Origin of the sequence: Stenotrophomonas sp. NRRL B-14846 (assembly GCF_050473585.1) — a bacterium.
Taxonomy (GTDB): Bacteria; Pseudomonadota; Gammaproteobacteria; order Xanthomonadales; family Xanthomonadaceae; genus Stenotrophomonas.
In genome coordinates, this window is sequence record NZ_JBFLUN010000022.1 from 2,185,197 (window position 1) to 2,210,936 (window position 25,740).

The 25,740-nt window shown below is 66.7% G+C and carries 28 protein-coding genes; 15 read left to right on the forward strand and 13 right to left on the reverse strand.

Annotated features, from left to right (window positions below):
• The first annotated feature begins 71 nt into the window (after positions 1 to 71).
• From AB1281_RS12320 to arsC, 3 genes are all read left to right on the forward strand, one after another.
• Positions 72 to 557, forward strand: a complete 486-nt coding sequence (locus AB1281_RS12320) for a DUF456 domain-containing protein (RefSeq protein ID WP_014037793.1) — start codon at positions 72 to 74, stop codon at positions 555 to 557.
• Positions 558 to 675: 118 nt separating this feature from the next.
• On the forward strand, positions 676 to 1,830 hold the full coding sequence (locus AB1281_RS12325) for a phospholipase A (RefSeq protein WP_014037794.1): 1,155 nt from the start codon (positions 676 to 678) through the stop codon (positions 1,828 to 1,830).
• On the forward strand, positions 1,830 to 2,171 hold the full coding sequence (gene arsC / locus AB1281_RS12330; RefSeq protein WP_430346056.1) for an arsenate reductase (glutaredoxin): 342 nt from the start codon (positions 1,830 to 1,832) through the stop codon (positions 2,169 to 2,171). The genes AB1281_RS12325 and arsC overlap by 1 nt, the downstream gene beginning before the upstream one ends.
• A 74-nt stretch (positions 2,172 to 2,245) precedes the next feature.
• Here arsC and AB1281_RS12335 read toward each other — a convergent pair whose 3' ends face one another.
• From AB1281_RS12335 to AB1281_RS12345, 3 genes are all read right to left on the reverse strand, one after another.
• Positions 2,246 to 2,881 carry a glutathione S-transferase family protein gene (locus AB1281_RS12335; RefSeq protein ID WP_430346057.1) on the reverse strand — a complete coding sequence of 212 codons (636 nt, stop codon included), beginning with the start codon at positions 2,879 to 2,881 and terminating at the stop codon, positions 2,246 to 2,248.
• A gap of 57 nt (positions 2,882 to 2,938) precedes the next feature.
• On the reverse strand, positions 2,939 to 3,274 hold the full coding sequence (locus AB1281_RS12340; protein ID WP_430346058.1) for a hypothetical protein: 336 nt from the start codon (positions 3,272 to 3,274) through the stop codon (positions 2,939 to 2,941).
• A gap of 124 nt (positions 3,275 to 3,398) precedes the next feature.
• The gene (locus tag AB1281_RS12345) at positions 3,399 to 4,916 is read right to left on the reverse strand and encodes a fumarate hydratase (RefSeq protein WP_008268808.1); all 1,518 of its coding nucleotides are present in this window, start codon (positions 4,914 to 4,916) and stop codon (positions 3,399 to 3,401) included.
• Positions 4,917 to 5,071: 155 nt separating this feature from the next.
• Between AB1281_RS12345 and AB1281_RS12350 the strand changes: the two genes are divergently transcribed.
• From AB1281_RS12350 to AB1281_RS12365, 4 genes are all read left to right on the forward strand, one after another.
• Positions 5,072 to 5,968, forward strand: a complete 897-nt coding sequence (locus AB1281_RS12350) for an RNA polymerase sigma-70 factor (protein ID WP_430346059.1) — start codon at positions 5,072 to 5,074, stop codon at positions 5,966 to 5,968.
• A 36-nt stretch (positions 5,969 to 6,004) separates the two neighbouring features.
• The gene (locus AB1281_RS12355; protein WP_049398766.1) at positions 6,005 to 6,454 is read left to right on the forward strand and encodes a carboxymuconolactone decarboxylase family protein; all 450 of its coding nucleotides are present in this window, start codon (positions 6,005 to 6,007) and stop codon (positions 6,452 to 6,454) included.
• A gap of 237 nt (positions 6,455 to 6,691) precedes the next feature.
• The gene (locus AB1281_RS12360; RefSeq protein ID WP_430346060.1) at positions 6,692 to 8,563 is read left to right on the forward strand and encodes an ABC transporter ATP-binding protein; all 1,872 of its coding nucleotides are present in this window, start codon (positions 6,692 to 6,694) and stop codon (positions 8,561 to 8,563) included.
• An 80-nt stretch (positions 8,564 to 8,643) separates the two neighbouring features.
• Complete coding sequence (locus AB1281_RS12365) at positions 8,644 to 9,423, forward strand: ferredoxin--NADP reductase (protein ID WP_430346061.1); 780 nt, start codon at positions 8,644 to 8,646, stop codon at positions 9,421 to 9,423.
• Positions 9,424 to 9,501: 78 nt separating this feature from the next.
• Here the strand turns inward: AB1281_RS12365 and AB1281_RS12370 are convergent, their stop codons facing one another.
• Positions 9,502 to 9,981: a glutathione peroxidase gene (locus AB1281_RS12370; protein ID WP_075677299.1), complete on the reverse strand. Its 480-nt coding sequence runs from the start codon at positions 9,979 to 9,981 to the stop codon at positions 9,502 to 9,504.
• 130 nt (positions 9,982 to 10,111) lie between these two features.
• On the opposite strand from AB1281_RS12370, the gene AB1281_RS12375 reads away from it, so the two are divergent.
• Entirely contained in the window at positions 10,112 to 12,280 is a 2,169-nt protein-coding gene (locus AB1281_RS12375) for a M3 family metallopeptidase (protein ID WP_101765794.1), read from the forward strand.
• Between the two features lie 173 nt (positions 12,281 to 12,453).
• Here AB1281_RS12375 and cfa read toward each other — a convergent pair whose 3' ends face one another.
• From cfa to AB1281_RS12390, 3 genes are read right to left on the reverse strand one after another with little or no spacing between them, the layout of a single operon-like run.
• Positions 12,454 to 13,569 carry a cyclopropane fatty acyl phospholipid synthase gene (gene cfa, locus AB1281_RS12380; protein WP_430346062.1) on the reverse strand — a complete coding sequence of 372 codons (1,116 nt, stop codon included), beginning with the start codon at positions 13,567 to 13,569 and terminating at the stop codon, positions 12,454 to 12,456.
• Between the two features lie 19 nt (positions 13,570 to 13,588).
• Positions 13,589 to 14,470, reverse strand: a complete 882-nt coding sequence (locus AB1281_RS12385) for a DUF3298 domain-containing protein (RefSeq protein WP_430346063.1) — start codon at positions 14,468 to 14,470, stop codon at positions 13,589 to 13,591.
• A gap of 37 nt (positions 14,471 to 14,507) precedes the next feature.
• Entirely contained in the window at positions 14,508 to 14,810 is a 303-nt protein-coding gene (locus AB1281_RS12390) for a GNAT family N-acetyltransferase (protein WP_005417588.1), read from the reverse strand.
• A gap of 209 nt (positions 14,811 to 15,019) precedes the next feature.
• On the opposite strand from AB1281_RS12390, the gene AB1281_RS12395 reads away from it, so the two are divergent.
• Positions 15,020 to 15,181 (forward strand): hypothetical protein, encoded by a 162-nt coding sequence (locus AB1281_RS12395; protein ID WP_165929939.1) that lies wholly within the window; start codon positions 15,020 to 15,022, stop codon positions 15,179 to 15,181.
• 43 nt (positions 15,182 to 15,224) lie between these two features.
• On the opposite strand, the gene AB1281_RS12400 is transcribed toward AB1281_RS12395, so the two are convergent.
• Both AB1281_RS12400 and AB1281_RS12405 read right to left on the reverse strand, forming a co-directional pair.
• The gene (locus AB1281_RS12400) at positions 15,225 to 15,851 is read right to left on the reverse strand and encodes a rhomboid family intramembrane serine protease (RefSeq protein WP_010486760.1); all 627 of its coding nucleotides are present in this window, start codon (positions 15,849 to 15,851) and stop codon (positions 15,225 to 15,227) included.
• Positions 15,852 to 15,858: 7 nt separating this feature from the next.
• Positions 15,859 to 17,424, reverse strand: a complete 1,566-nt coding sequence (locus AB1281_RS12405) for an oligopeptide:H+ symporter (protein WP_164116360.1) — start codon at positions 17,422 to 17,424, stop codon at positions 15,859 to 15,861.
• A gap of 162 nt (positions 17,425 to 17,586) precedes the next feature.
• On the opposite strand from AB1281_RS12405, the gene AB1281_RS12410 reads away from it, so the two are divergent.
• A complete protein-coding gene (locus AB1281_RS12410) occupies positions 17,587 to 18,435 on the forward strand; it encodes an endonuclease/exonuclease/phosphatase family protein (protein ID WP_430346064.1) in 849 nt (282 codons plus the stop codon).
• A 131-nt stretch (positions 18,436 to 18,566) separates the two neighbouring features.
• On the opposite strand, the gene AB1281_RS12415 is transcribed toward AB1281_RS12410, so the two are convergent.
• Entirely contained in the window at positions 18,567 to 19,178 is a 612-nt protein-coding gene (locus AB1281_RS12415) for a superoxide dismutase (RefSeq protein WP_005410310.1), read from the reverse strand.
• Between the two features lie 219 nt (positions 19,179 to 19,397).
• On the opposite strand from AB1281_RS12415, the gene AB1281_RS12420 reads away from it, so the two are divergent.
• Positions 19,398 to 19,850, forward strand: coding sequence for a ribonuclease domain-containing protein (locus AB1281_RS12420; RefSeq protein ID WP_430344900.1), 453 nt, complete (start codon positions 19,398 to 19,400; stop codon positions 19,848 to 19,850).
• Positions 19,850 to 20,263, forward strand: coding sequence for a barstar family protein (locus AB1281_RS12425; protein ID WP_430344899.1), 414 nt, complete (start codon positions 19,850 to 19,852; stop codon positions 20,261 to 20,263). Before AB1281_RS12420 ends, AB1281_RS12425 begins: the two co-directional genes overlap by 1 nt.
• A gap of 144 nt (positions 20,264 to 20,407) precedes the next feature.
• Here AB1281_RS12425 and AB1281_RS12430 read toward each other — a convergent pair whose 3' ends face one another.
• Positions 20,408 to 22,168: a hypothetical protein gene (locus AB1281_RS12430; RefSeq protein ID WP_430344898.1), complete on the reverse strand. Its 1,761-nt coding sequence runs from the start codon at positions 22,166 to 22,168 to the stop codon at positions 20,408 to 20,410.
• Between the two features lie 10 nt (positions 22,169 to 22,178).
• On the reverse strand, positions 22,179 to 22,778 hold the full coding sequence (locus AB1281_RS12435; protein WP_014037813.1) for an NfuA family Fe-S biogenesis protein: 600 nt from the start codon (positions 22,776 to 22,778) through the stop codon (positions 22,179 to 22,181).
• A gap of 90 nt (positions 22,779 to 22,868) precedes the next feature.
• Between AB1281_RS12435 and AB1281_RS12440 the strand changes: the two genes are divergently transcribed.
• The 3 genes from AB1281_RS12440 (at position 22,869) to zupT (ending at position 24,540) form a co-directional block, all read left to right on the forward strand.
• Complete coding sequence (locus AB1281_RS12440) at positions 22,869 to 23,219, forward strand: 4a-hydroxytetrahydrobiopterin dehydratase (RefSeq protein ID WP_006456031.1); 351 nt, start codon at positions 22,869 to 22,871, stop codon at positions 23,217 to 23,219.
• Positions 23,216 to 23,632, forward strand: coding sequence for an energy transducer TonB (locus AB1281_RS12445; protein WP_014037814.1), 417 nt, complete (start codon positions 23,216 to 23,218; stop codon positions 23,630 to 23,632). The genes AB1281_RS12440 and AB1281_RS12445 overlap by 4 nt, the downstream gene beginning before the upstream one ends.
• 98 nt (positions 23,633 to 23,730) lie before the next feature.
• Positions 23,731 to 24,540, forward strand: coding sequence for a zinc transporter ZupT (gene zupT, locus AB1281_RS12450; RefSeq protein WP_014037815.1), 810 nt, complete (start codon positions 23,731 to 23,733; stop codon positions 24,538 to 24,540).
• A 127-nt stretch (positions 24,541 to 24,667) separates the two neighbouring features.
• Here the strand turns inward: zupT and AB1281_RS12455 are convergent, their stop codons facing one another.
• Positions 24,668 to 25,642: an RluA family pseudouridine synthase gene (locus tag AB1281_RS12455; protein ID WP_049401092.1), complete on the reverse strand. Its 975-nt coding sequence runs from the start codon at positions 25,640 to 25,642 to the stop codon at positions 24,668 to 24,670.
• Positions 25,643 to 25,740: the final 98 nt, after the last annotated feature.

The window sequence follows — 25,740 nt, forward strand, 5'->3', positions numbered from 1 at the left end:
CGCCCAAAACGAAAAAGCAACTGGCAAAATCTTTCACTGTCAACCCCAAAACGGACACCATACGGGACAGCATGGGACTCTCATTCATCTTGTATCTGCTAGCGGTCATTTTTGTCCTGATCGGCATCGCCGGCATCGTCCTGCCAGCCCTTCCAGGCATCCCGCTGGTGTTCATCGGACTGCTGCTGGCGGCCTGGGCCGACGGCTTCGCCCATGTCGGCTGGCCGACCCTGGTCGCGCTGGGTGTGCTGACCCTGCTTTCACTGCTGGTGGACGTGCTGGCCACCGTGGTCGGCGCGCAGCGCGTCGGCGCCAGCCGCAAGGCCCTGTGGGGCACCTTCGTCGGCAGCATCGTCGGCCTGTTCTTCATGCCCATCGGCCTGTTTGCCGGACCCCTGATCGGCGCCCTGCTCGGCGAGTACTGGCACACCCGCGAACTCGGCCGCTCGACCAAGGTCGGCCTGGCCACCTGGCTCGGCATCCTGCTCGGCCTGGCACTGAAACTGGCGGTGGTGATCGCGATGCTGGGCCTGTTCGCGTTCGCCTGGTTCTTCTGAGCCACCTGGCCTTCACGCCACGCGCACGCCGTGGCCGTGCATAAACCGTGGGGCTGGCCGCGATCCGGTGCAGCCGCCACACTGTGCGATTCCCGTATCCACCGAAGGGCCTGCTGCAATGACCCTCCCCACGCTGCTTCCCCGTCTGGCGCCGCTGGCGCTTGCCCTGGCCAGTGCACCGCTGGCCGCGCAGGAGTTCGTGCCCAGCACCGACACCTCGCCGGCCGCCTGCGCGGCCATCACCACCGACGCGGCGCGCCTGGCCTGCTATGACCGCCTGTTCGCGCACACCCCGCAGGCCACCGCCGCTGCCGACGCCGCTGCCGAGGCAGCCGCGCAGGCCCGCCGCGAAGAGCGCCAGACCGCACGCGTGAGCCAGGGCGAAGAGAAACTGCGCGAGCGGGTCAGCGACCTGTTCCGCCCGGCGGCACCGGACAGCGCGCTGGCCAACGCCGGCCGCGGTTCGCTGCTGGACAGCCGCTGGGAGCTGGCCGAGGACTCCAAGCTGGGCCCGTTCCAGCTGCGCGCTTACAAGCCGGTGTACCTGCTGCCCGCGTTCTGGACCAGCGACCGCAACACCATGCCGCACTCGCCGAACCCGGCCAACAGCGTGACGACCCCGCAGGTGCTCGACAGTGCCGAACTGAAGTTCCAGATCAGCTTCAAGACCAAGATCGCCGAGAACCTGTTCGGCGACAACGGCGACATCTGGGCCGGCTACACCCAGAGTTCGCGCTGGCAGGCCTACAACAGCGAGGATTCGCGCCCGTTCCGCGAAACCAATTACGAACCGGAAGTGATGATGGTGTTCCGCAACGGCTACTCGATTGGTGGCTGGCGCGGGCGCATGACCGGCATCAGCCTCAACCACCAGTCCAACGGACGGGCCGATCCGCTCTCGCGCAGCTGGAACCGGGTCATGCTCAACATCGGCCTGGATCGCGAGAACTGGGCGCTGGTGCTGCGCCCGTGGTACCGCATCCCGGAAAGCCGCAGCGAAGACAACAATCCGGACATCGAGGATTACATGGGCCGTGGTGACGCGACCCTGATCTGGAACCGCAACGGGCATGAGGTCGCGCTGATGGCACGCCATTCGCTGCGCACCGGCAGCCGCTCCCACGGTGCACTGCAGCTGGACTACGGCTTCCCGATCAGCAACCTGCTGCGTGGCCATGTGCAGATCTTCGACGGCTATGGCGAGAGCATGATCGACTACAACCACAAGGCCACCTATGTGGGCGTGGGCGTGTCGCTGCTGGAGTGGTTCTGATGGACGTGACGATCTGGCACAACCCGGCCTGCAGCAACTCGCGCGGCGCACTGAAGCTGATCCGCGATGCGGGCTTCGATCCGGTGGTGATCGAGTACCTGGGCAACCCACCGGACGTAGCCGCGCTGCGCCAGGTGCTGAGCGAGTCGGCACTGAGCGCGCGCGATCTGGTGCGCAGCAAGGAAGCCCAGTTCGCCGAACTCGGGCTGGAAGATGCCGACGATGCCACCCTGCTGGCCGCGATGGCCGAACACCCGCATTTGATCAACCGTCCGGTGGTGCGCACCCCCAAGGGCACGCGGCTGTGCCGCCCACCGGAAACGGTGCTGGAGATCCTGTAACCCCAAAAAGGGGGACGGAGGGAATTAAGTCGTTTGTGCACAAACGACTTAATTCCCTCCGTCCCCTTTTTGGGTTACCGCCAGTCGGTGATGCCTTCGCGCAGGTACACCTCTGCGAACGCCGGGCGGGCTTTCATCGCCGTGGCATGCGCCTTCAGCGGCGGCCAGGTGTCACTGGGCCTGGGCATGTTGCGCGACCAGCGCATCAGCATCACCAGCATGTAGTCGACCACGCAGGGCGTTGCGCCCAGCAGGTAGGGCCCATGCGCCAGCAGGTGCGCGGCCACATGCTGCCAGGCCGCTTCCAGGCGCTGCCGCGCCATCTCGCGACTGGCCTCCACGTTTGCCTCACCCGCCACCTCGTTCGGATAGAACCAGGCGCGATAGGCCGGCTGCAACGTATTGGCACACCAGAACATCCAGCGGTAGGCATCGGCGCGCTGCGGCGTGCCCAGTGCCGGCAGCAGGTGGGCCTCCGGATGGCGGTCGGCCAGGTACAGTGCGATCGCCGCCGCTTCGGTCAGTACCAGGCCATCGATCAGCAGCGTCGGCACCACGCCGGCGGGATTCAGTGCCAGGTACTCCGCCGACTTGTGCTCGCGCGCGTCGAAATCCAGCAGCACCAACTCGTGCTCGATGCCGAGCTCGATCAGCAGCCAGTGCACCACCAGGGCGGCGGTGCTTGTCGAACCATACAGCGTGGTGCTCATGCGGCGGATCCTGTGCAGGTGGACCGGCCGAGTATGCGCCCGTGCGAGCGCCGTTGCTCAGCCGCAGCTGCTCATGCAGGTATCGCGGCGTTCGCCACAGGACATCATCGGCGCGCGCATCGTGCAGTCATGCGCCTTCAGCTCGCAGGCGCGGCGCAGCTCGGGGTTGGCAACGTCCTTGCAGCGCTTGTCTGGTGCTGGCACCACCTGCTGTTCGCAGCTGAAGGCACTGTTGCCGGTACTGCCCTGTGCCATGCAGCTGCGATAGCCTGCCTGGCATTGCATGCGGCACTGCGAGGACGCGGAAAAATCCGCACCTTCGTACGATGCCGGGGTGCTGCAGCCGGCCAGCGCCATCACGACGCCAACCATGATGGATCGAAGCAAGGTCATGGACACCTCCTGTGTGAGCAGATTCCGACCGTAGCAGAGCGATTGCTGCAGATTCGTTAATGCTCCCGCCATGCGCAGCAACGGCGCCACACGGGCGCCGTTGCCTGGGACGGAGCGGGAGGACTTACTCCACCACCACCGGAATCTTGCCGATGCGGGCCTGCCATTCGCGCGGGCCGGTCTTGTGCACCGACTCGCCGGTGGAATCGACCGCCACGGTCACCGGCATGTCCTGCACGGTGAACTCGTAGATCGCCTCCATGCCCAGGTCGGCAAAGCCGACCACCTTGGCCGCCTTGATCGCCTTGGACACCAGGTAGGCCGAACCACCGACGGCCATCAGGTAGGCCGACTTGTTGTCACGGATCGCTTCGATCGCCGCCGGGCCGCGCTCGGCCTTGCCGACCATGCCCAGCAGGCCGGTCTGCTCCAGCACCTGGCGGGTGAACTTGTCCATGCGGGTCGCCGTGGTCGGGCCGGCCGGGCCCACCACTTCGTCACGCACCGGATCGACCGGTCCGACGTAGTAGATGAAGCGGCCCTTCAGATCGACCGGCAGCTGCTCGCCCTTGTTGAGCATGTCGACCATGCGCTTGTGCGCGGCGTCGCGGCCGGTCAGCAGCTTGCCGTTGAGCAGCAGGGTCTGGCCCGGCTTCCAGCTGGCCACGTCTTCCGGGGTGATCGTATCCAGGTCCACGCGGGTGCCCTTGGATGCGTCGTAGGTCAGCTTCGGCCAGTCTTCCAGCGACGGCGGGTCCAGCATCACCGGGCCGCTGCCATCCAGGGTGAAGTGCGCATGGCGGGTGGCCGCGCAGTTCGGGATCATCGCCACCGGCAGGTTGGCCGCATGGGTCGGGTAATCGTTGATCTTGATGTCGAGCACGGTGGTCAGGCCGCCCAGGCCCTGCGCACCGATGCCCAGCGCATTGACCTTCTCGTACAGCTCCAGGCGCAGCTCTTCGATGCGGTTGGACGCACCGCGAGCCTGCAGCTCGGTGATGTCGATCGGCTCCATCAGCGCTTCCTTGGCCAGCAGCATCGCCTTCTCGGCGGTGCCGCCGATGCCGATGCCGAGCATGCCCGGCGGGCACCAGCCGGCGCCCATGGTCGGCACGGTCTTCAGCACCCAGTCGACGATCGAGTCGGACGGGTTGAGCATGGCGAACTTGGTCTTGGCTTCCGAACCACCGCCCTTGGCGGCGACGATCACATCGACCGTGTTGCCCGGCACCACCTTGACGTTGACCACGCCCGGGGTGTTGTCCTTGGTGTTGATGCGCTTGCCGGCCGGATCAGCCAGCACCGAGGCGCGCAGCTTGTTGTCCGGGTGCATGTAGGCGCGGCGCACGCCTTCATTGGCCATGTCTTCCACGCCCATGGTGGCGTCGTCCCAACGCACGTCCATGCCGATTTCCAGGAACACGGTGACGATGCCGGTGTCCTGGCAGATCGGACGGTGGCCTTCGGCGCACATGCGCGAATTGATCAGGATCTGGGCCATCGCTTCCTTCGCGGCCGGCGACTCCTCGCGCTCGTAGGCGGCGGCAAGGTTCTTGATGTAATCGACCGGGTGGTAGTACGAGATGTACTGCAGCGCGTCGGCGATGGACTGGATGAGGTCTTCCTGCTTGATCGATGTCACGACTTGCTCGCTTGCTGGAGGCTGGCGGGGGTAATCCGCCCATTTTACCCCCTCCCCCGGCCGCAGGATCACAATCTCGGGGTCGGATCCCCTGCAAGGGGCTCTGACCCCACACTCCCTGTCACGCGTGCTCCCTTCCCGGCGTCCTGGTCGACATGAACCCTGAAACCGCTTTCCAGACCCACCGTCCGCGCCTGATGGCCCTGGCCTACCGCCTGCTCGGCAGCCGCGCCGACGCCGAAGACGTGGTCCAGGACGCCTGGCTGCGCTGGTCCGGTGCCGATCCGGCCAGCGTCCGCGATGCCGAGGCCTGGCTGGTCACCACCACCACCCGGCTAGGCCTGGACCGGCTGCGCGCGGCCAAACGCGAGCGCGTGCACTACGTCGGCCCATGGCTGGCCGAACCGCTGGCGGTCAGCCTGGAGCCCGACCCGGCACCCGGCCCGGCGCAGCTGCATGCGCTGGCCGACGACGTCTCGGTCGCCTTCCTGACCCTGCTTGAACAGCTCGGCCCTGAGGAACGCGCCGCGTTCCTGCTGAAGGAGGCTTTTGATCACGATTACCGCGAGATCGCCGACCTGCTCGGCCACAGCGAGGCCAACTGCCGGCAACTGGTGCACCGCGCGCGGCAGCGCCTGCAGGCCGGGCGGCCGCGCTTCAACGCCGACGCCAGCCAGCACCGGCAGCTGCTCGCACGCTTCATGGACGCCTCGCAGCGCGGCGACAGCGAAGCGATCCAGGCCCTGCTGCACGCCAACGCGGTACTGGTTTCCGACGGCGGTGGCGTGGTCACTGCGGCGGTGCGGCCCCTGCTCGGCGCCGAACGCATCGGCCGCCTGTTCTGGGCCATCGCCCGCCGCGGCGCGGTGCATCCGGCGCAATTGGGCTACGTCAATGGCGAACCGGCGATCCTGCGCTTCCAGGGCGACCGCCTGCACTCGGTCACCACCATCGAGGTGGTCGATGGCCGCATCGCCAACGTGTACAGCGTGTTGAATCCGGAAAAGCTGCCGGGTGTTGTCACGCGCGATGACGGTGCGGCGTCCTTGTAGTGAAAGGTGGCCACTGTGGCCGCCGTGGAGCCGAAAATGTCCGACCACGCCTCTCCCCGCGTTCCCTATACCCGCCTGGCCGCCGAAGCCTTCAAGGGCCTGCTGGCCACCAGCCAGGCGGTGCATGACAGCTCGATCGATCCGACCCTGATGGAACTGGTGTTCCTGCGCGTGTCGCAGCTCAACGGCTGCGGCTACTGCATGGACATGCACGGCACGGCGCTGCGCAAGGGCGGCATCGAGCCGCGTAAGCTGGACACCCTGCCCGCCTGGCACGAAAGCCGCTTCTTCGATGCCCGCGAACGCGCGGCGCTGGGCTGGGCCGAGGCACTGACCCGGCTGACCGACGGTGCGCCGTCACAGGCGGCGTTCGATGCACTGGCACCGCACTTTGATGAGAAGGGCATCAGCGACCTGAGCATGGGCATCGCGGTGATCAACGCCTGGAACCGGCTGGGCGCGGGCCTGCTGCCGCCGCTGCCGTAACGGGGTCTGGCCGGGCGGGTTCCTGCAACGGTTGGTAGGTGCCGACCTTGGTCGACACGGTAGATCCACGCCATGCGTGGATGCGGCAGGGTCGGATCCCTTCGCCACGCGAAGGGCTCTGACCCGATCCGGGCTGATGGGGTCAGAGCCCTTTGCGCCGCAAAGGGATCTGACCCCGGCGCGGCCACACGGCTGCACTGACCCCATCTGCACGTATCAGGCGCGCACAATACGCGCATGCCTGCCATCCCCACCGCTGGCGCTGCCGCCGCGAAGAAACCCAGCCTGCGCCAGCGCTTCAAGGCGATGCGCAACCTGCCGCCGTTCCTGCGCATGGTCTGGCAGACCAGCCCCGCGCTCACCCTGGCCAGCCTGGGGCTGCGCCTGATCCGTGCGCTGCTGCCGGTGGCGATGCTGTACGTCGGCAAGCTGATCATCGACAGCGCCCTGCACCTGAGCCAGCACGACGCCGGTTTCCCGCCGCTGGGCGAGGCGCTGTCCAGCGGCATGCTCAATCCGCTGCTGGGCCTGCTGGCGCTGGAATTCGGCCTGGCCATCGCCTCGGACCTGCTCGGCCGCCTGGTCAGCTACGCCGATGCGCTGCTCTCGGAACTGTTCGCCAACGTCACCAGCATCCGGCTGATGGAACACGCCGCAACGCTGGACCTGGAGGACTTCGAAGACCCGGACCTGCAGGACAAGCTGGACCGTGCGCGGCGCCAGACCATGGGCCGGATGAACCTGATGAGCCAGCTGTTCGGCCAGGTGCAGGACGCGATCACCGTGGCCAGCCTCGCCGTCGGCCTGCTGGTCTACGCGCCGTGGTTGATCCTGCTGCTGGCGCTGGCCCTGGTGCCGGCCTTCATCGGCGAATCGCACTTCAACGCGGCCGGCTACAGCCTCAACTTCCAGTGGACGCCCGAGCGCCGCCAGCTCGACTACCTGCGCCAGCTCGGTGCCAGCGTGGAAACGGCCAAGGAAGTGAAGATCTACAACCTGCACCGCTTCCTGGTGGAGCGCTACCGGCGGCTGTCGGTGGCGCTGTTCCAGGCCAACCGCGCCCTGGCCCGGCGCCGCGCGTTCTGGGGCACGCTGCTGGCCGCGCTGGGCACGCTGGGTTACTACACCGCCTATGCCTACATCGCCTGGCGCACGGTACGCGGCGACTTCTCGATCGGCGACCTGACCTTCCTCGCCGGCAGCTTCCTTCGCCTGCGCCAGCTGCTGGAAGGCCTGTTGATCGGGTTCTCGCAGGTGGCCAGCCAGGCCCTGTACCTGGATGACCTGTTCTCGTTCTTCCAGATCCAGCCGGAAATCCACTCGCGCGAAGGTGCGGTGCGCGTGCCGCAGCCGATCCGCGAGGGCTTCGTGTTCGAGAACGTCGGCTTCCGCTACCCGGATGCCGAGCAATGGGCCGTGCGCCACCTCGATTTCCAACTGCAGGCCGGCGAAGTGCTGGCCCTGGTCGGTGAGAACGGCGCCGGGAAGACCACGCTGGTGAAGCTGCTTGCGCGGCTGTACGAACCGGACGAGGGCCGCATCCTGCTCGATGGGCGCGACCTGCGCGACTACGACCTGGACGACCTGCGCGCCAACCTCGGGGTGATCTTCCAGGACTTCGTGCGCTACAACCTCAGTGCCGGCGAGAACATCGGTGTCGGCCAGGTCGAGGCGATGGACGACCAGGCGCGCATCGCCGACGCCGCACGGCGCGGCATGGCCGAGGAAGTGATCGACGACCTGCCCGGCGGTTACGACCAGCTGATCGGCCGCCGCTTCAAGCAGGGCGTGGACCTGTCCGGTGGCCAGTGGCAGAAGATCGCCATCGCCCGCGCATGGATGCGCAATGCGCAGGTGATGATCCTGGATGAGCCAACGGCAGCGCTGGATGCGCGCAGTGAGTTCGAGGTGTTCCAGCGGTTCAGGGAACTGGCGGATAATCGCACCGCAGTGCTGATTTCCCACCGTTTCTCCTCGGTCCGCATGGCCGATCGCATCCTGGTGCTGGCCGATGGCCGGATCGAGGCCAGCGGCACCCATGAGCAGCTGATGGCCCAGGGCGGCCGCTACGCCGAGCTGTTCGAGCTGCAGGCGGCCGGTTACCGCTGAGAACGCCTCTCGTTCCGCCTAATGAGAACCTGTCTCATTTGAGATAGAATCACCCCCGACGACTTCCGATAGATACGCCCATGTCCTCCGCTTTTGGCGCCGAAACGGTGCTTGAGGTCCGTCACTGGACCGATGCCTACTTCAGCTTCACCCTCACCCGCGACAGCGGTTTCCGCTTCGAGAACGGCCAGTTCGTGATGATCGGCCTGGAAACCGAGGCACGGCCGCTGCTGCGCGCGTATTCCATCGCCAGCGCCAACTGGGAAGAGCACCTGGAGTTCTTCAGCATCAAGGTGCAGGACGGCCCGCTGACCTCGCGCCTGCAGCACATCAAGCCGGGTGACAAGGTACTGGTCGGCAAGAAGCCCACCGGCACCCTGCTGATCAGCGATCTGCACCCGGGCAAGAACCTGTACCTGCTGGGCACGGGCACCGGCATGGCGCCGTGGCTGTCGGTCATCAAGGACCCGGAAACCTACGAGCGCTTCGAGAAGGTGATCCTGTGCCACGGCGTGCGCTACGAGAAGGACCTGGCCTACCGCGATTACTTCGAGAAGGAACTGCGAGAGCATGAGTTCCTGGGCGAGATGATCGGCGACAAGCTGCTGTACTACCCGGCCGTCACCCGCGAGCCGTTCGCCAACCAGGGCCGCCTGACCTCGCTGATGGAAAGCGGCGAGATGCAGCGCACGCTCGGCCTGCCGGAGCTGAGCCCGGAAAGCGACCGCGCGATGATCTGTGGCAGCCCGCAGATGCTGGCCGACCTGCGCGCTGTGCTCGATGCCCGAGGTTTCCAGGTTTCGCCGCGCATCGGCCAGCCGGGCCATTACGTGTTCGAGCGCGCGTTCGTCGAGAAGTAAGCAAAAAAGGGGACGGAGGGGATTAAGTCGTTTGTGCACAAACGACTTAATCCCCTCCGTCCCCTTTTTCGGTTCATCTCACAACAGCGCTTCAATCTCGCCGCGCAGCTGCTCCGGCCTGGTGGTGGGCGCATGCCGCGACGCCACCCGCCCCTGGCGGTCGACCAGGAACTTGCTGAAATTCCACTTGATGCGGGCACTGCCTAGCAGGCCACGCTTTTCGCGCGCGAGCCACGCCCACAGCGGGTCGGCACCGTCGCCGTTGACCTCGATCTTTTCCGACAGCGGGAAGCTGACCGGATAGTCCAGCGAACAGAACTGGCGGATCTGCGCGGCATCACCCGGCTCCTGCGCGCCGAACTGGTTGCACGGGAAGCCGATCACCACCAGGCCGCGTTCGCGGTAGTCCTGCCACAGCTGCTCCAGCCCGGTGTATTGCGGGGTGAAGCCACAACGGCTGGCGACGTTCACCAGCAGCAACGGATGGCCCTGGTACCGGGCCAGCGCCTGTGGCTGGCCGTCGAGGTCACGGAAGCTGAAATCGTAGGCGGTGGTCATGATGGCGGGCCGTGGGCGGTGACTGCATGGTACCCGCGCCCGGCCCCGGCAACATGCCTTTTGACACAAGTGCAGGCGCCGCCGGCCGGGTTACCCTCGGGCCCTTGTTTGCCTTACCGGAGCTTCTACCTTGACCACTCGACTTGCCCTTGCCGTGGCCATGTCCCTCGGCCTTGCCCTGCCCGCCTTCTCGGCCGGCGCCGCCACCCCGGCCGCCAGCACCACCGCCCAGCAGGCCAACCCGTTCTTCGCCGAAAGCCCGCTGCCGCTGCACTTCCCGCAGTTCGACAAGATCAAGGACAGCGACTTCGCCCCGGCTTTCGACGCCGGCATGGCGCAGCAGCTGAAGGAAGTGGAGGCCATCGCCAACAACAAGGCCAAGCCGACCTTCGACAACACCATCATCGCCCTGGAAAAGAGCGGTGACATCCTCGACCGTGCGACCACCGTGTTCTTCAGCCTGGTCGGCGCCGATACCAACGACACCCGCAAGAAGCTGCAGGCCGACTACTCGGCGAAGTTCGCCGCGCACAGCGATGCGATCGCGCTGAACGGCAAGCTGTTCGCCCGCATCCAGGCGCTGTACGACACCCGCAGCCAGCTGGGCCTGGACGCCGAAGGCGTGCGCCTGGTCGAGAAGTACTACGACAACTACGTGCGCGCCGGCGCCAAGCTGTCCGAGGCCGACAAGGCCAAGCTGAAGGAGATGAACGCCGAGCTGGCCAACCTGGGCACCAAGTTCAGCCAGAACGTGCAGTCGGAAGTGAACGCTTCGGCGATCACCGTCGACGACGTCAAGGAGCTGGCTGGCCTGTCCAAGGAGCAGATCGCGGCCGCCGCCGAAGCCGCCAAGGCCCGTGGCCTGGAAGGCAAGTACGTGATCACCCTGCTCAACACCACCGGCCAGCCGCCGCTGACCAACCTGGCCAACCGCGCCCTGCGCCAGAAGATCTACGAAGCCTCGACCACCCGCGGCAGCCGCGGCGGTGAGTTCGACAACACCGCGCTGGTCTCGCGCATCATGCAGCTGCGTGCCGACAAGGCCAAGCTGATGGGCTTCCCGAACTTCGCCGCCTACAACCTGACCAACCAGACCGCCAAGACCCCGGAAGCGGTCAACGCGATGCTGGGCAAGCTGGCTCCGGCCGCGGTGGCCAATGCCAAGCGCGAAGCCGCCGACCTGCAGGCGATGATCGACAAGGAACAGAAGGCCGCGCGCAAGCCGACCTTCCAGCTGGAACCGTGGGACTGGGCCTTCTACAGCGAGAAGGTGCGCCAGGCCAAGTACAACTTCGACGAGTCGCAGCTGAAGCCGTACTTCGAACTGAAGAACGTGCTGGAAAACGGCGTGTTCTACGCTGCCGGCCAGGAATTCGGCCTGACCTTCAAGCAGCGCACCGACCTGCCGGTCTACCACGATGACGTCACCGTCTACGACGTGTTCGACGCCGACGGCAGCCAGCTGGCGATCTTCATCTTCGATCCGTATGCGCGCGCCTCCAAGCGTGGCGGTGCGTGGATGAACTCCTACGTCTCGCAGTCCAAGCTGACCGGCTTCAAGCCGGTGGTCGCCAACCACCTGAACATCCCGAAGCCGCCGGCCGGCCAGCCGACCCTGCTGACCTGGGATGAGGTGAACACCACCTTCCACGAGTTCGGCCACGCCCTGCACGGCATGTTCTCCAACGTGAAGTACCCGTACTTCTCGGGCACCTCGGTGCCGCGTGACTTCGTCGAGTTCCCGTCGCAGGTCAACGAGATGTGGTCGGACAACCCGGTCATCCTGAAGAACTACGCCAAGCACTACCAGAACGGTTCGGCGATGCCGCAGGCGCTGCTGGACAAGGTGATTGCCGCATCGAAGTTCAACCAGGGCTTTGCCACCACCGAATACCTGGGTGCGGCGATGCTGGACCAGAACTGGCACCAGATCGGCCCGGACCAGGTGCCGGCGGCCAAGGACGTGATGGCCTTCGAGCGCGCCGCGCTGGAGAAGGACGGCATCTACTATGCGCCGGTTCCGCCGCGCTACAAGACTCCGTACTTCAGCCACATCATGGGCGGCTACTCGGCCGGCTACTACGCCTACATCTGGTCGGAAGTGCTCGACGCCAACACCCAGAAGTGGTTCAAGGACAACGGCGGCCTGAGCCGCAAGAACGGCGACCACTTCCGCGCCACCCTGCTGTCCAAGGGCGGCAGCGTCGACGCGATGCAGCTGTTCCGCGATTTCGCCGGCCACGAGCCGCAGATCGAACCGCTGCTGGAAAAGCGTGGCCTGACCGGCGCCGGCAACTGATCGCCAGCGCAGTCGCCTGAAACGAAAACCGCCCGGGAGACCGGGCGGTTTTTTTGTGATCATCCACGCACGGCGTGGATCTACGGGTGGGTGCCGACCGTTGGTCGGCACGATCCTTCCGGGCCATGAACCCCGGTATCGTCCATCCACGCATGGCGTGGATCTACTGGCTGTCAGCGCGGTGCCACGTACCCACCGGGCACGCCCTCCGGCGACAGCACCAGCTGCCACAGCTGCGCATGCCGGCAACGGAAGGTGGCCATCGACCCGGCCAGGTAGAAACGCCACATGCGGCGGAAATGCTCGTCGTAACCCGCATCCAGCCGTGGCCACGCCGCTTCCACGTTGCGTCGCCACGCCTGCAGGGTCAGGTCGTAGTCGGTGCCGAAGTTGTGCCAGTCCTCCAGCACGAAACGGCCTTCGAACGCCTTGGTGATCTGCACCGCCGATGGCAGCATCGAGTTGGGGAAGATGTAGCGCGCAATCCACGGATCGGTGCGATGCCGGGAGATGTTGGTGCCGATGCTGTGCAACAGCAGCAGGCCGCGCGGTGACAGGCAGCGCTTGGCCACCTCGAAGAAACTGCCGTAGTTCTTGTCACCGACGTGTTCGAACATGCCGATCGAGAAGATCGCATCGAACGGTTCGTCCAGCTCGCGGTAGTCCTGCAGGCGGATCTCGATCGGCAGGCCCGCACACAGTTCGCGGGCGAACTCGGCCTGCTCCTGCGAAATCGTCACGCCTACTCCGCTGACACCGTAGCGCTCGGCGGCGAACTTCAGCGCTTCACCCCAACCGCAACCGATGTCCAGCACGCGCTGGCCCGGGCGCAGGCCCAGCTTGCGGCAGACCAGGTCGAGCTTGGCCTCCTGCGCTGCATCAAGGTCATCAGCGTTGCGCCAATAGCCGCAGCTGTAGACCAGGCGCTGGCCGAGCATGGCCTGGTAGAGATCATTGCCGAGGTCGTAATGGCGGCGACCGACTTCGTAGCTGCCCTGCCCCGCCTGCAGGTTGAACAGGCGCGCCTTCAGCGCATCTGCCACTTCGCGCCAGCCGTGCACCCGCTCATCCAGGTGCGCCTGCATCAGGTGGACGAGGAATTCATCCAGAACGTTGGCATCCCACCAACCTTCCATGTAGCTCTCGCCCAGGCCGAGCGAGCCGTGGCCCATGACCCGCGCGAAAAAGCGCGGGTCATGCACCTGGATGTCCTGTGGCTGGGTGCCGCCGATGCGGACCCCGGCTTCGTGGAGCAGGCCGGCGACCCGCTCCTGCAACCCTGTATCCACGCCACCTCCTCGACTGCGGTCAACCGCGTGCGAACAGCTCCACGTAGTCCTTGGCCACGTGCGGCAACAGCACCGCCGCCGGTACATCGGCGGTCTGGGTGCCGTCCGAGTATGGACCCACCTGGTACGGCGGGAAAACAAAGCGCAGCGCGGTGATCTGCCCCTTGTCGTCGGTCAGCGGCTGGAACTGGCTGAAATTGTCGGCCTGCGGGCCGGTGCCGTCGGCGATCATGCGCGATGCATTGCGCAGCGATTCCTGCAGCTGGGCCGGGTCCATGTCCTCCCCGCTGAGGCGCGTGGCCACACGTTCGCGCAGCTGGTCGGCGACGAAATCGCTGATCGCCTTCCAGCCCTTGGCGTCGGCCACCAGCTTTTCGGCGCTGAGCATCTGCTGATGCTGCGGCAGCCACACGAAGCGGGCCACCAGCGGTTCACCGTGGGCGCCACCGGTGTAGCGGCTGCCATCGGCACTGACCACCACCAGCTGCGGGGTTTCCAGCAGCTTCTCGAAGCTCAGCGACAGCTCGTAGGGCATGGTCGGCTTGTCGTTGCCCAGCCCGTCCAGCGCCTGCTGCAGGTCGCTGCGCGCGCTCGTCGCATAGCTCTGCAGCGCGCGGGCCAGGCCCGGATAACGGTCGATGCCGGCCGGGTAGCTGATGCCCACCACTTCGCGCTCGTTGTTCTCGATCACGTCGCGCAGGTCCAGCGGCGCGTCCGTGGCCGGCGTTTCGCCTGCGGCGGTGGCTTCGGCGGCGGGCGCCGCGTCGGTCGCCGGCGCCGGCTCGCTTTCACGCTGGCAACCGGCCAGCAACAGCACGCCCACCACGCCGGCCAGCACGCTGCCGTGCAGTGGCCGGTTGTTTCCAATCTTCATCGGGATCCCCTGTTCATGTTTGTACATCATCGCCTGCCATGGCTGAAGCGTGGCCCGCTGGCATTCAGCCAACGAGCAGGTCGTGGTACTCCTCGTGCCGCTGCAGGAAGGCCTCGGCGTAGGAACATGCCGGCACCACCTTGTACTTCTGCTCGCGGGCGAAACGCAGCGCCACACGGGTCAGCTCACCGGCGATGCCACGGCCCGCGATCGGCTCGGGCACCTCGGTGTGGGTGATGACCATGCGCTTGCGCTTGATCTGGTAGTCCAGCACCGCCAGCTGTCCTCGCACACGGGCGGTGAAGCGGTGGTTGGCCAGGTCGTGTTCGACCTCGTAGGCCAGACCGGGGGGCGTGACCGAAGCCATGGAACTGTCTCCTGCGGCGACTGCGTGGATGGTGCGCAGCCGGGCGCCATGATCGCGTGAAGCCTGAACAGGGGCAAGTCCAGCCCATTCACGTCAGTTTGCGACCCTCAAGCTGGAGCGCTGGCGGCCGCTATCGCCTGCGGAGGGGTACGGCCAGGCTGGCACGGCCCTTGCGACCGTTGATCATGCGCACCACCGCGGAGGCTCCGATGCACCCCAGCGATTCCCATTCAGATACCGACCGCGCCCTGCTGGAGGGCCTGCTGCAACTGGCGGTGGAGGGGCAGACCCAAGACCAGGATTTCCAGCGCATCGGCGAAGAAGTGTTCGCCCGCCTGCTTGATACCTACGGTCAGCAGCCCACGCTCTGAAACAGCGGGGGCGGATCGATGCCGATCCGCCCCGCTCCCGTCATCAACCGCCGCCGAGGCGGAAGGTCGGGTTGGAGAGTTCGCGCAGGAAGTGAGTGAAGATGCTCGGCTGCATGGCCAGCATGAAGATCACGCCGAACGCCGCGCCTGCCAGGTGCGCGCTGTGGTTGATGCGGTCACCGCCGCGCTTGTCCATCCAGATGCTGTAGCCGACGTAGAACGCGGCGTAGACGATGGCCGGCGCCGGGATGAAGAACACCAGGATGATCGACCACGGCTTGATCAGGATGAAGGCGAACAGCACCGCCGACACCGCACCGGACGCCCCGAGGCTGAGGTAGTTCGGGTTCTTCTGGTTCTTCAGGTAGCTGGGCAGGATCGAGACCAGCAGCGCGCCGATGTAGAACGCCGGGTAGGTCAGGTAGCTGCCGGTCAGCTGCACCATCACGCTCTCGATGAATCCCCCGAAGAAGAACAGGGTGATCATGTTGAAGATCAGGTGCGACCAGTCGGCGTGGATGAAGCCATAGGTCACCAGCCGGTCGTACTGGCGGTGACGGTCGATGGCCGGCGGCCACAGGATCAGGCGGTCGGCCAGCTTGCGGTTGTTGAACGCCATCCACGACAGGATGGCGGTGATGGCGATCAACAGCAGATTGACGGGGGTCATGTCAGGCTCAGGCGCTACGGTAGTTGTCGACCATACGATAGCGTTTCGCGTACCAACCGAAGGCCAACGCCGCGACGAAGGCGAAGCCGGCGAAGAAGAACATCAGGAACGCCGCCTCGCTCAGGCCCGTGCCGGCGATCTGGTGGGTCACCGTGTCGTTGCGCACCGCCGCGTTGGACAGCAGCACCCACAGGTTGCCGATGGTGGTGGTCAGGTTCCAGAAGCTCATCACCACGCCCTTCATTGCCTGCGGCGCCTGGCTGTAGGCGAACTCCAGGCCGGTGGCCGAGACCAGCACCTCACCGAAGGTCAGCAGCGCGTACGGCAGCATCTGCCAGAAGATCGACATGGCATTGCCGCCGTCCATCACCACCTGGATGCCACCCACCACGATCCAGGCCAGGCCACTGAAGGCGATGCCGGCGGTCATGCGGCGCAGCGCGGTCGGTTCGAAGCCGAAGCGGCGCAGGGCCGGGTACAGCACCAGGTTGTTGAACGGAATCAGGATCATCACCAGCAGCGGGTTCAGCGCCTGCATCTGCGAGGCGGTGAACCAGCTCGGCATCTGCATCTGCTGGCCCTGCAGGACCCAGGTCGAGGCCTTCTGGTCGAACAGCGAGAAGAACGGCGTGGTCAACGCGAAGATCACCAGCACGCGCAGTACCGAGCGCACGCCTTCCACGGCTTCGGCCGGATGCTGGCCACGGGCGCGGTCCAGCTGCAGCCAGGTGCCACCACCGATGCCGGCAAGGATGGCCACCAGCGCCAGGCACAGGCAGATCACGATGCCCAGCGAACCGACCAGGCCGAACGAGGCCACCGCCAGCACCAGGCCAAGCACGGCGATCACCAGGCCCGGACGGCCCTGGCCGGCCACGCGCGCGGTCAGCGCGGTGCGCACCACATTGGCGAACGAATGCGGATCCTTCGGCGGCAGCGGCACCAGCACGTAGCGCTTGCGGCCCAGCCAGAACACGAAGGTAGCGATGAACATCAGGATGCCCGGGATGCCGAACGCCCACTGCGGGCCCCAGTTCTTCAGCACCAGCGGAATCAGCAGCGAGGCGAACAGCGAGCCGAAATTGATGATCCAGTAGAAGGCGTCGAAGACAATCTTCGCCAGGTGCTTGTTGCTCTGGTCGAACTGGTCGCCCATGAACGAGGCCACCAGCGGCTTGATGCCACCGGCGCCGAGCGCGATCAGGCCCAGGCCGAGGAAGAAGCCTTCGCGGCTGTTCTCGAACAGCGCCAGGCACAGGTGGCCGGCGCAGTAGACCAGGCTGAACCAGAGGATGGTGTGGTATTTGCCGAAGAACTTGTCGGCCAGCCAGCCACCGAGCAGCGGGAAGAAATACACGCCGATCATGAAGCTGTGCATGATGTCCTTGGCTTCACCGGCACGGCCTTCTGCAGTGATTTCCTGCAGCAGCAGCGAGGTGATCAGGAACTGCACCAGGATGTTGCGCATCCCGTAGAAACTGAACCGTTCGCAGGCCTCATTGCCGATGATGTACGGAATCTGGCGCGGCATCTTTCCTTGGCCGGCGATGGGGGCGACTGCGTCGTGGCTCATCCTGTAAGGCATTCCTGCAAAGCGAAAGGCGCAAGGTTACCGGAACCGGGGCTTGCGAAGCACGCTGCAGGGCTGCATGACAACGGTGCCAATCCATGGCAGGCCATCCCGGCCCTGCCGGAAGTCACGGCACCTGCACGACAAAAGCGTAAACTTATCGTTATGCGCCCCCTCGCCCACGCCCGCCTCCTGCTCAGCTGTCTCTTGCTGCTGCTGGCGTTGCAGGCACAGGCCCGCCCGCAGGCGCCGGCCGCCGCCGCCAGCGAGAGCGAGCCCCGGCAACTGACCGTGGCCGCGCTGGAACTGCCCAGCCGCGATGACGCGCAATGGAAGCAGCGCCGCGAGCAGGTCGCACAGCTGCTGACCGAGCTGCAACCGGACGTGATCTCGGTGCAGCAGGTGCTGCAGCAGCAGGGCCGCAACCCGGCCTGCTGGCTGGCCAGCCGGCTGCGCTACAGCTGCGACTTCGTTACCGCCGATCCGCCGAGCCAGCCACTGCGGCATGGCAACGCCATGCTGACCCGGCTGCCGGTCAGCGAGGACGGCGTGACCCTGCTGCACCCTCCCGGCACCTTCAGCGCGGCCGGCATGATGCGGCTGAAGCTGGGCGAGGCGCTGGTCAACATCTATGTGGCGCGGCTGCGTCCGGACCCGGACGAGGCCACCGCCCGCCAGCACCAGACCAGCGACCTGATGACCTGGATCGGCGCCACCGCCGAAGGCATGCCCAGCCTGATTGCCGGCGATTTCTCGGCCAACACGGTGGAACTGGTGCGCAGCACGCCGGGTTTCCAGCCGGCCCGGCGCAATCCCGGCGGCCGCGCCGAAGCGCCGGCGGCCAGTGGGGGGGGCAGCAGCGGCCACGGCCTGGACGTGCTGTTCCAGGTCAAGCACTTCGGCGGCATCCGCCAGCAGCCGATCCTGCTGCCGGCCGACGGCGACCTGCCCGGCCTGCGCCTGGGCGTGTTGGCCACCCTTCGCCTGCAGGGCGATACGGCCACCGCGGAATAGGCAGTGCCGGCCGCTGACCGGCTCCCCCGGCACCACACGGTTGCCGGCCAGCGGCCGGCACTACCGAATGACGACTGCAACAAAAAGGCCGGGGTCTCCCCCGGCCTCTTCAGTTCATCCCGCTACCGCGATCAGGCGATCGCTTCCTGGTAACGGCGCTCGACTTCGTTCCAGTCGATGACGTTGAAGAACGCGCCGATGTATTCCGGGCGGCGGTTCTGGTACTTCAGGTAGTACGCGTGTTCCCACACGTCCAGGCCGAGGATGGGGGTGTTGCCTTCCATCAGCGGGCTGTCCTGGTTGCCGGTGCTCTCGACCACGACCTTCTTGTCCGGGGTCACGCTCAGCCACGCCCAGCCGCTGCCGAAACGGGTCAGCGCTGCCTTGGTGAAGGCATCCTTGAACTTGTCGAAGCCGCCCAGGTCCTTGTCGATGGCCTTGGCCACGTCGCCCACCGGGTTGCCACCGGCATTCGGGGCCATCACGGTCCAGAACAGCGAGTGGTTGGCATGGCCACCACCGTTGTTGCGCACCGGGCCCTGCAGGTTCTCCGGCAGCGACTTGAGCTTCTTCACCAGCTCTTCGACCGGCAGGTCAGCGTACTCGGTGCCTTCCAGCGCCGCGTTGACGTTGTTGATGTAGGTCTGGTGATGCTTGGTGTGATGGATTTCCATCGTCGCCGCATCGATATGCGGTTCCAGCGCGTCGTAGGCGTAGGACAGCTTGGGCAGGGTGTAGGCCATGATGCATCTCCTGATTGCGAGGGCACCCGACGGTGTCGGGCGGTGCGCGGTGAATGATGGGGACAGACCGCCAGATTACCAAGGGGGATGTAAAGGAAATTGCGTCCTGCCAGTGAGCACGACGGCAATTGTTACGCAGCAGTGACGCGGCGCCCTCCTCATGCACCATGCAGCGCGCAGGCGCTACAGTGCGTCCACCACCCTCGCCCGCCCCTGCCCATGCGCAACCCCCGGCTGCTGATCACCGCCATCGCCCTGCTGCTGCTCGGCCTGGTCGTCAACCATTTCCTGCAGCGGCCGCCGGCGCCACAGTTCGCGCCCGATCTGCAGGGCACGCCCGCCGCACGCGCGCCGGCCACCGCCTCGCCCGGCAAGGACAGCGGACTTCCCGCGTTCCTGCCCGCCGAAGCGCGCGCGACCATCGCCCTGATCCAGCGTGGCGGTCCGTTCCCACACCGCCAGGACGGCAGCACCTTCGGCAACCGCGAGCAGCAACTGCCGCAGCGCACACGCGGCTATTACCGCGAATACACCGTCGACACCCCCGGCGCGCGTACCCGCGGCACGCGCCGCATCGTCACCGGCGGCGATCCGCCGGAAGCGTGGTACTACACCGACGACCATTACGCATCATTCCGCAGCTTCACCGTACCGGCCCAGGGAGCGCAGTGATGAGCCACGATGATTTCGGCCTCGGCCTGCACGACATCAACAATGCCGGCGTCTATGCCATCGACAGCGATGACATCGACGCACTGGCCGCGGCGATGCGCGATGCCGGCCTGAAGGTGATCCGCATCGATCTGGAGGGCGTCGCCGACAAGCGCACCCTGCTCGCCCGGCTGGCCGCACAGCTGGATTTCCCGACCGGTTTCGGCGGCAACTGGGATGCGCTGTCGGACAACCTGCGCGACCTGCAATGGCTGCCGGCCAATGGCTACGCGCTGTTCCTGGCCGACGTGGACACGTTGCGCGCTGGTGCGCAGAAGGACTTCGACACCCTGCTGGACGTGATGGACGAGACCAGCCGCGACTGGGTCGGCCGCGACGTACCGTTCTGGGTGTTCCTGTCGCAGAGCGCGTAAGAGCACTGCCCTGGTGGATGCCGACCTTGATCGGCATGCGCTGATGCCTTGGTAGACGCCGACCTTGGTCGGCATTTCTGTGCCAACCAAGGTTGGCACCTACCAAAGCGCGAGCCGGCCAGTGCGTGGGGCGCGGCCGACGCGCTAGCGGCTCCCGTTATCTTCCTGCAGCTCTTTCTTGAACGGGATGTCCGGCGGCGGTCGTGCCACGGCCGGCTGGTCCTGCATGTTGGGGTTGGTCAGGCCACAGCCGCCACCGGCCTGCAGGATCGAAATGACGCAGGAGATCCTTGTGTTGGTGCCCGGCAATGGAATCTCCATCGCCTTGACGCCCTTGCGCACCCATTCGGCCAGCAGCGATTCCTGCGGCACCCAGTATTTGTCGAACGACGTCGGCGTGTAGTCGTACGGCGGGCGCTTCAGCCATGTGCCCGACTGCGCGATGCGCTCCTTGCTCCAGCCATCATTGGCACCACCGGGCGCACCGCGCTCGGCATGGCCATCGCCTTCCTGGCCCGGCACGCGCACGCTGCCATCGGCATTGAACAGGCCGCTGCCCTTGCCGGCAGTGCTGGCCTGGCGGGCGCCACTGCTGGCACCGTCACGGTTGCGGCTGGAAGACCCCCAGTCATCGCCCTTGGCAGGTGTCGCCCAGTTGCCTGGATCGGGCGCCGGGTGCGCTCCTGCGTTCGCCGGTGTATTGCTGGACGCTGACGGACGCGTGCTGCTGCTCGCCTGCGTCGCGCTGCCCTGGGCCGCAGTTGCAGGCGCCGCCGTGGCACTGCCACTGGAAGATGCCGGTGCTGCCACCGGTGCCGAGGCCACCTCCCGTTCGCGCACCTGCACGTCGCGGCCGGTGGGCGCGCGTACGGCGGGCTCACGTCCGGCCACCGCCGCCATCCGCACCTGCGGATCGGCCACGGCCTGCACTTCACGTTCGCGCACCTGCACGTCCTGCTGCGGCACGCGCACCTGCATTTCCGCGCTGCGCAACGGTTGTGGTGCGACCGGCGCATCGACCGTACTGACTTCGCGTTCGCGCACCTGGATGTCACGCACCTGCGGCGTGCGCACGGCCAGTTCCGGGGTGCGCACCTGGCTTGGCGCCGGCGGCGCCTGCACCGGCTGCACGCTGCGCTCGCGCACAACGGGTGTGCTGTCACGCGGCACGACGCTCACTTCGGTACGCGGCACACTGACCGGCGGCACCACGAAATCCGTGCTGGCCTGCGCCACTTCGGTGGCCTGGACGGGCGAAGGCGGCGGAGCGGCAACCGGCGCGGGCTCGGCTTCGGCCGGCGGTGGTGGAATGCTGGCGGTCGGCGCGGATGCCGGGGATGAGGCGGCGGCTTCGGCAGCCACCGGACGCGGCGCAGGGGCCTTGGCAGCGCCCGCCTCCTGGCCCGTCGCAACCCGACCCGCCGCCGCGGCCGCAGCCGCTTCGGCGCCCGGCTGATCGCCACCGCCTTCCTGCGTGGCGCGGCCGACGAACTCCACCTGCACGCGCTCGCCCTCGGCGCCCTCTTCGTCCGGCGCGGTGGTACGGATCACCGCCACCCATAGCAGCAGCATGAAGAACAGCAGGTGCAGCAGTGCACTGACCAGTGCCGAGGTCCAGCGCATCCAGCGCTGGTCGCGCGGCGCGGCGTCCCAGTCCTGCCAGAACAAACGGCGCAGCGCCTGCCACGGCGACAGCCGCGGCGACTGGCCGGGCGGGCCCGGCAGCGGGCGCGGCAGGAAAACTGCGATCACGTCGCGGGCATGGAACGGCCGCGGCAGCGGCCCCAGCGAGCGCAGCCACAGCGCCCAGCCATAGGGCAGGCGCGTGGTCTTCTCGAGGACGGCGCGGGGCTGCTGGCGCGCCAGCAGCAGGTCAATGAGTTGCTCGGCCCGGGTCAGAGGCACGCGTCAGCGATCAGGCGACGTTGCCGCGCGGAATGTACGGCGCGTGGCCGCTGTCGTGGTCGGTCGCGTCGCGCACGGCGGTCACGCCCGGCACGCGGCCCATCAGGGTCTTTTCGATGCCCTGCTTGAGCGTCACGTCAGCCATGCCGCAGCCCTGGCAGCCACCACCGAAGCGCAACAGCACCACGCCGTCGGACGAGACTTCCTGCACAGCCACCTTGCCGCCATGCGAGGCCAGCTGCGGATTGACTTCGTTCTCCACCACCCAGTGCACGCGCTCGACCAGCGAGGCGGCATCACCGGGCGCTTCACCCTTGATGCGCGGCGCCTTGATGGTCAGCTGCTGGGCACCGGCGGTGCCGGCGACGATGTCGATCTCGGCGCCATCGAGCCAGCCAACGCTGCCGGCGTCCACATAGAGGGTGAAACCATCGCAGTCCACCGCCCACTCGTCACCGAGCAGGTCGGTCGGTTCGGCGAATTCCAGCCGGGCATCGGCGCGCGGCGTACCGGGGTCGACCGCGCTCAGGCGCACGCCCATGCCGGGCACGCCCTCGCGTTCGATCAACTTGCGGAAATGGGTCTGGGCAGTGTCGGAGATCTGGATCATCAGGCTATTCTAGCCAAGTAAGCGTCAGCCGCTCATTCGGTTTATACACCGTCCGGCGCATTGTTCAGTCAACACGAGGTGGAGATTCCCATGGCCGACCTGATTCCACTGGCCCAGGCCCGTTGCGTGCCACGCAAAGGCAGCGACCACAAGCTCGGCGAAGCCCGCCTGGCCGAACTGCTGCCGCAGATTCCCGGCTGGGAGCTGAGCGAGGGTGGTCAGGCCCTGTCGCGCACCTTCCGCTTCAAGGATTACTACGCCACCATGGCCTTCGTGAACGCGCTGGCCTGGATTGCCCACCGCGAGGACCACCATCCGGACCTGGGCGTGCACTACGACCGCGCGGTCGTGCGCTTCTCCACCCACGATGTGGGCGGCCTGAGCGAGAACGACTTCATCTGCGCGGCAAAGACTTCGGCCCTGACGGAGCAACTGCCATGAACGTACGTTTGCTGAGCCTGTCCCTGATCGCTGCGACCGGCCTGGCCGGCTGTGGCACGTCCGAACCGCCGGCACCGCCACCGCCGCCGCCGACCGAAGTGGCCGCGGTGAAGACGCCGCCGCCGCAGTACCCGCTGGAACTGGCCTGCATGGGCGTGGGTGGCACCAGCACCTTCAAGGTGACCATCGGCACCGACGGCAAGCCGAGCGAAGTGGCGCTGCTCACAGGCGCCGGCAACCCGCAGCTGGACGAACTGGCCAAGACCGCCGTGCAGGGCTGGCAGTTCAATGCCGCCACCCGCAACGGCCAGCCGGTGCCGGCCACCATCCAGGTGCCGGTCAGCTTCAACCCGCCGCAGCCGAAGCCGGACCAGTGCTTCGCCATCGAAGAACGCCTGCGCCGCGGCGGCTGATCGCGCGCACCCCGACGAGGCCAGCCGACGCCCGCCTCGCCCTCGCCGCCCCGGCACTGCCCGGGGCGGTTGTCTGTTGACCAGGACCGCGTCGGTAGATGCTGCAGATTCCCCCCGAGAACATCTGGATCGCGCTGGCGGTCACCCTTGCGGCCGGCCTCGCCACCGCGATCGGCAGCCTGCTGGTGCTGTTCTCGCGCCGGCCGAATCCGCGCCTGCTGGCCTTCGGCCTGGCCTTCGCCGGTGGCGCGATGGTCTATGTGTCGCTGTCGGAGATCCTCAACAAGTCCATTGCGTCGTTCGCCCTGGCCTATGGCGAGCGCACCGGCTTCACCTACGGCACCCTGGCCTTTCTGCTGGGCGTGATCGTGATCGTGCTGATCGACCACTTCATTCCGAACCCGCATGACAGCCTGGACAAGCAGGACCCGGCGTTCCGCGAGAACAGCCGCGAGTACCTGAAGCGCGTCGCTCTGCTGACCTCGATCGCGATCACCGCGCACAATTTCCCGGAAGGGCTCGCAACCTTCTTCGCGACGCTGGAGAGCCCGTCGGTGGGCATGCCGCTGGCCTTCGCCATCGCCATCCACAACATCCCCGAGGGCATCGCCATTGCGGTGCCGGTGTACTTCGCCACCCAGAACAAGTTCTACGCGTTCAGCGCCAGCCTGCTGTCGGGCCTGGCCGAACCGGTGGGCGCGGCGCTCGGCTACTGGCTGCTGTCCGGATCGCTGTCGCACGCCACGTTCGGCTGGGTGTTCGGGCTGATCGCCGGCGTGATGGTGTTCCTGGCGCTGGATGAACTACTGCCGGCGGCCAAGCGCTATGCGAAGGGCCACGAGACGGTTTACGGGCTGGTGGCAGGCATGGGCACGCTGGCGATCAGCCTGGTGCTGTTCAAGTGGTGAGGGGGTTTACGACCCGCCCTGTAGAGTCGAGCCATGCTCGACTGGCTTTCCGCACGACCCGACCGAAGCGCAGTCGAGCATGGCTCGACTCTACAACGGGAGCGCCGGGCACGGCCCGGCGCCAGCTTCAGCGCAGCCGGTCCAGCGCCTCGACCAGCTCGTCGGCCAGCGGCGCGTTCAGCACGTAGGGGCTCTTGCCGTCGTCCAGTGCGAACTCCAGCGAGGCTGCGTGCAGGAACAGGCGCTTCAGCCCGATCTGCTCACGAAGCCGCTTGTTGACCGCAGGATCGCCGTATTTATCGTCACCAGCCACCGGATGCCCCAGATGCTGGGCATGCACGCGGATCTGGTGGGTACGACCGGTCTCGATGCGCACCTCGCAGTAGGAATGGCCCCCGCGGCGTTCCAGCACACGGAAGTGGCTGATCGATTCCTTGCCGATCGCATTGACCTGCACATGGCGCTCGCCGCCCTGGCGCAGGCCCACGTGCAGCGGCGCATCGACCGTCATCACGCCGTCGGGCATGCGCCCGGCCAGCAGGGTCAGGTAGCGCTTGCGGATGCCGGCGCCGTGGTCTTCACGCAACAGCGCCTGCAGCTCGCTCAACGCCGAACGCTTCTTGGCGACGATCAGAAGGCCCGAGGTGTCGCGATCCAGCCGATGGACCAGCTCCAGGGTCTGGCCCGGGCGCAGGGCGCGCAGGGTCTCGATGGCGCCGAAGCTGATGCCGCTGCCGCCGTGGCTGGCCACGCCGGTGGGCTTGTTCAGGGCCAGCAGGCGGGCATCCTCGAAGACGATGGCCTGCTCCAGGCGGCGCATGAACGCCTCCGGCGGACCGGCCTTGTCTCCCTCTTCGGTGAGACGAACTGGCGGCACACGCACCTCGTCTCCGGCCTCGAGCTTGCGTTCGGCCTTGGCGCGGCCACCATTCACCCGTACCTGGCCGCTGCGCACCAGCTTGTAGACCAGGCTGCGCGGGGCACCCTTCAGCTGGCCGAGCAGGAAGTTGTCCAGGCGCTGGCCGGCGCGGTCGGCGGGAACGGTGATCATGCGCACGGAAGGCTTGTCGCCAGCGGGTTTGGTGGGGTCTTGGGCAGTCATCAGGCTGTTTATTCTGTTACACTCGGGGGGCGAGATAAGGGATTGATTTCGTTGGAAGTTACTCAGGGCCAGAAGCCCAGCTTCCGACGAATCCGGCA

Coding starts and splice junctions, on each gene's coding strand:
- AB1281_RS12415 (WP_005410310.1), bottom strand. CDS start 19,178: ATGGCCTACACCCTGCCCAAGCTGTCCTACGCCTACGACGCGCTGGAA.
- arsC (WP_430346056.1), top strand. CDS start 1,830: ATGGACGTGACGATCTGGCACAACCCGGCCTGCAGCAACTCGCGCGGC.
- AB1281_RS12340 (WP_430346058.1), bottom strand. CDS start 3,274: ATGACCTTGCTTCGATCCATCATGGTTGGCGTCGTGATGGCGCTGGCC.
- AB1281_RS12320 (WP_014037793.1), top strand. CDS start 72: ATGGGACTCTCATTCATCTTGTATCTGCTAGCGGTCATTTTTGTCCTG.
- AB1281_RS12325 (WP_014037794.1), top strand. CDS start 676: ATGACCCTCCCCACGCTGCTTCCCCGTCTGGCGCCGCTGGCGCTTGCC.
- AB1281_RS12440 (WP_006456031.1), top strand. CDS start 22,869: ATGGCCGACCTGATTCCACTGGCCCAGGCCCGTTGCGTGCCACGCAAA.
- AB1281_RS12370 (WP_075677299.1), bottom strand. CDS start 9,981: ATGACCACCGCCTACGATTTCAGCTTCCGTGACCTCGACGGCCAGCCA.
- AB1281_RS12455 (WP_049401092.1), bottom strand. CDS start 25,642: ATGACTGCCCAAGACCCCACCAAACCCGCTGGCGACAAGCCTTCCGTG.
- AB1281_RS12400 (WP_010486760.1), bottom strand. CDS start 15,851: ATGACCCCCGTCAATCTGCTGTTGATCGCCATCACCGCCATCCTGTCG.
- zupT (WP_014037815.1), top strand. CDS start 23,731: ATGCTGCAGATTCCCCCCGAGAACATCTGGATCGCGCTGGCGGTCACC.
- AB1281_RS12445 (WP_014037814.1), top strand. CDS start 23,216: ATGAACGTACGTTTGCTGAGCCTGTCCCTGATCGCTGCGACCGGCCTG.
- AB1281_RS12365 (WP_430346061.1), top strand. CDS start 8,644: ATGTCCTCCGCTTTTGGCGCCGAAACGGTGCTTGAGGTCCGTCACTGG.
- AB1281_RS12435 (WP_014037813.1), bottom strand. CDS start 22,778: ATGATCCAGATCTCCGACACTGCCCAGACCCATTTCCGCAAGTTGATC.
- AB1281_RS12390 (WP_005417588.1), bottom strand. CDS start 14,810: ATGGCTTCGGTCACGCCCCCCGGTCTGGCCTACGAGGTCGAACACGAC.
- AB1281_RS12360 (WP_430346060.1), top strand. CDS start 6,692: ATGCCTGCCATCCCCACCGCTGGCGCTGCCGCCGCGAAGAAACCCAGC.
- AB1281_RS12350 (WP_430346059.1), top strand. CDS start 5,072: ATGAACCCTGAAACCGCTTTCCAGACCCACCGTCCGCGCCTGATGGCC.
- AB1281_RS12385 (WP_430346063.1), bottom strand. CDS start 14,470: ATGTACAAACATGAACAGGGGATCCCGATGAAGATTGGAAACAACCGG.
- AB1281_RS12420 (WP_430344900.1), top strand. CDS start 19,398: ATGCGCAACCCCCGGCTGCTGATCACCGCCATCGCCCTGCTGCTGCTC.
- AB1281_RS12405 (WP_164116360.1), bottom strand. CDS start 17,424: ATGAGCCACGACGCAGTCGCCCCCATCGCCGGCCAAGGAAAGATGCCG.
- AB1281_RS12425 (WP_430344899.1), top strand. CDS start 19,850: ATGAGCCACGATGATTTCGGCCTCGGCCTGCACGACATCAACAATGCC.
- AB1281_RS12335 (WP_430346057.1), bottom strand. CDS start 2,881: ATGAGCACCACGCTGTATGGTTCGACAAGCACCGCCGCCCTGGTGGTG.
- AB1281_RS12395 (WP_165929939.1), top strand. CDS start 15,020: ATGCACCCCAGCGATTCCCATTCAGATACCGACCGCGCCCTGCTGGAG.
- AB1281_RS12410 (WP_430346064.1), top strand. CDS start 17,587: ATGCGCCCCCTCGCCCACGCCCGCCTCCTGCTCAGCTGTCTCTTGCTG.
- AB1281_RS12355 (WP_049398766.1), top strand. CDS start 6,005: ATGTCCGACCACGCCTCTCCCCGCGTTCCCTATACCCGCCTGGCCGCC.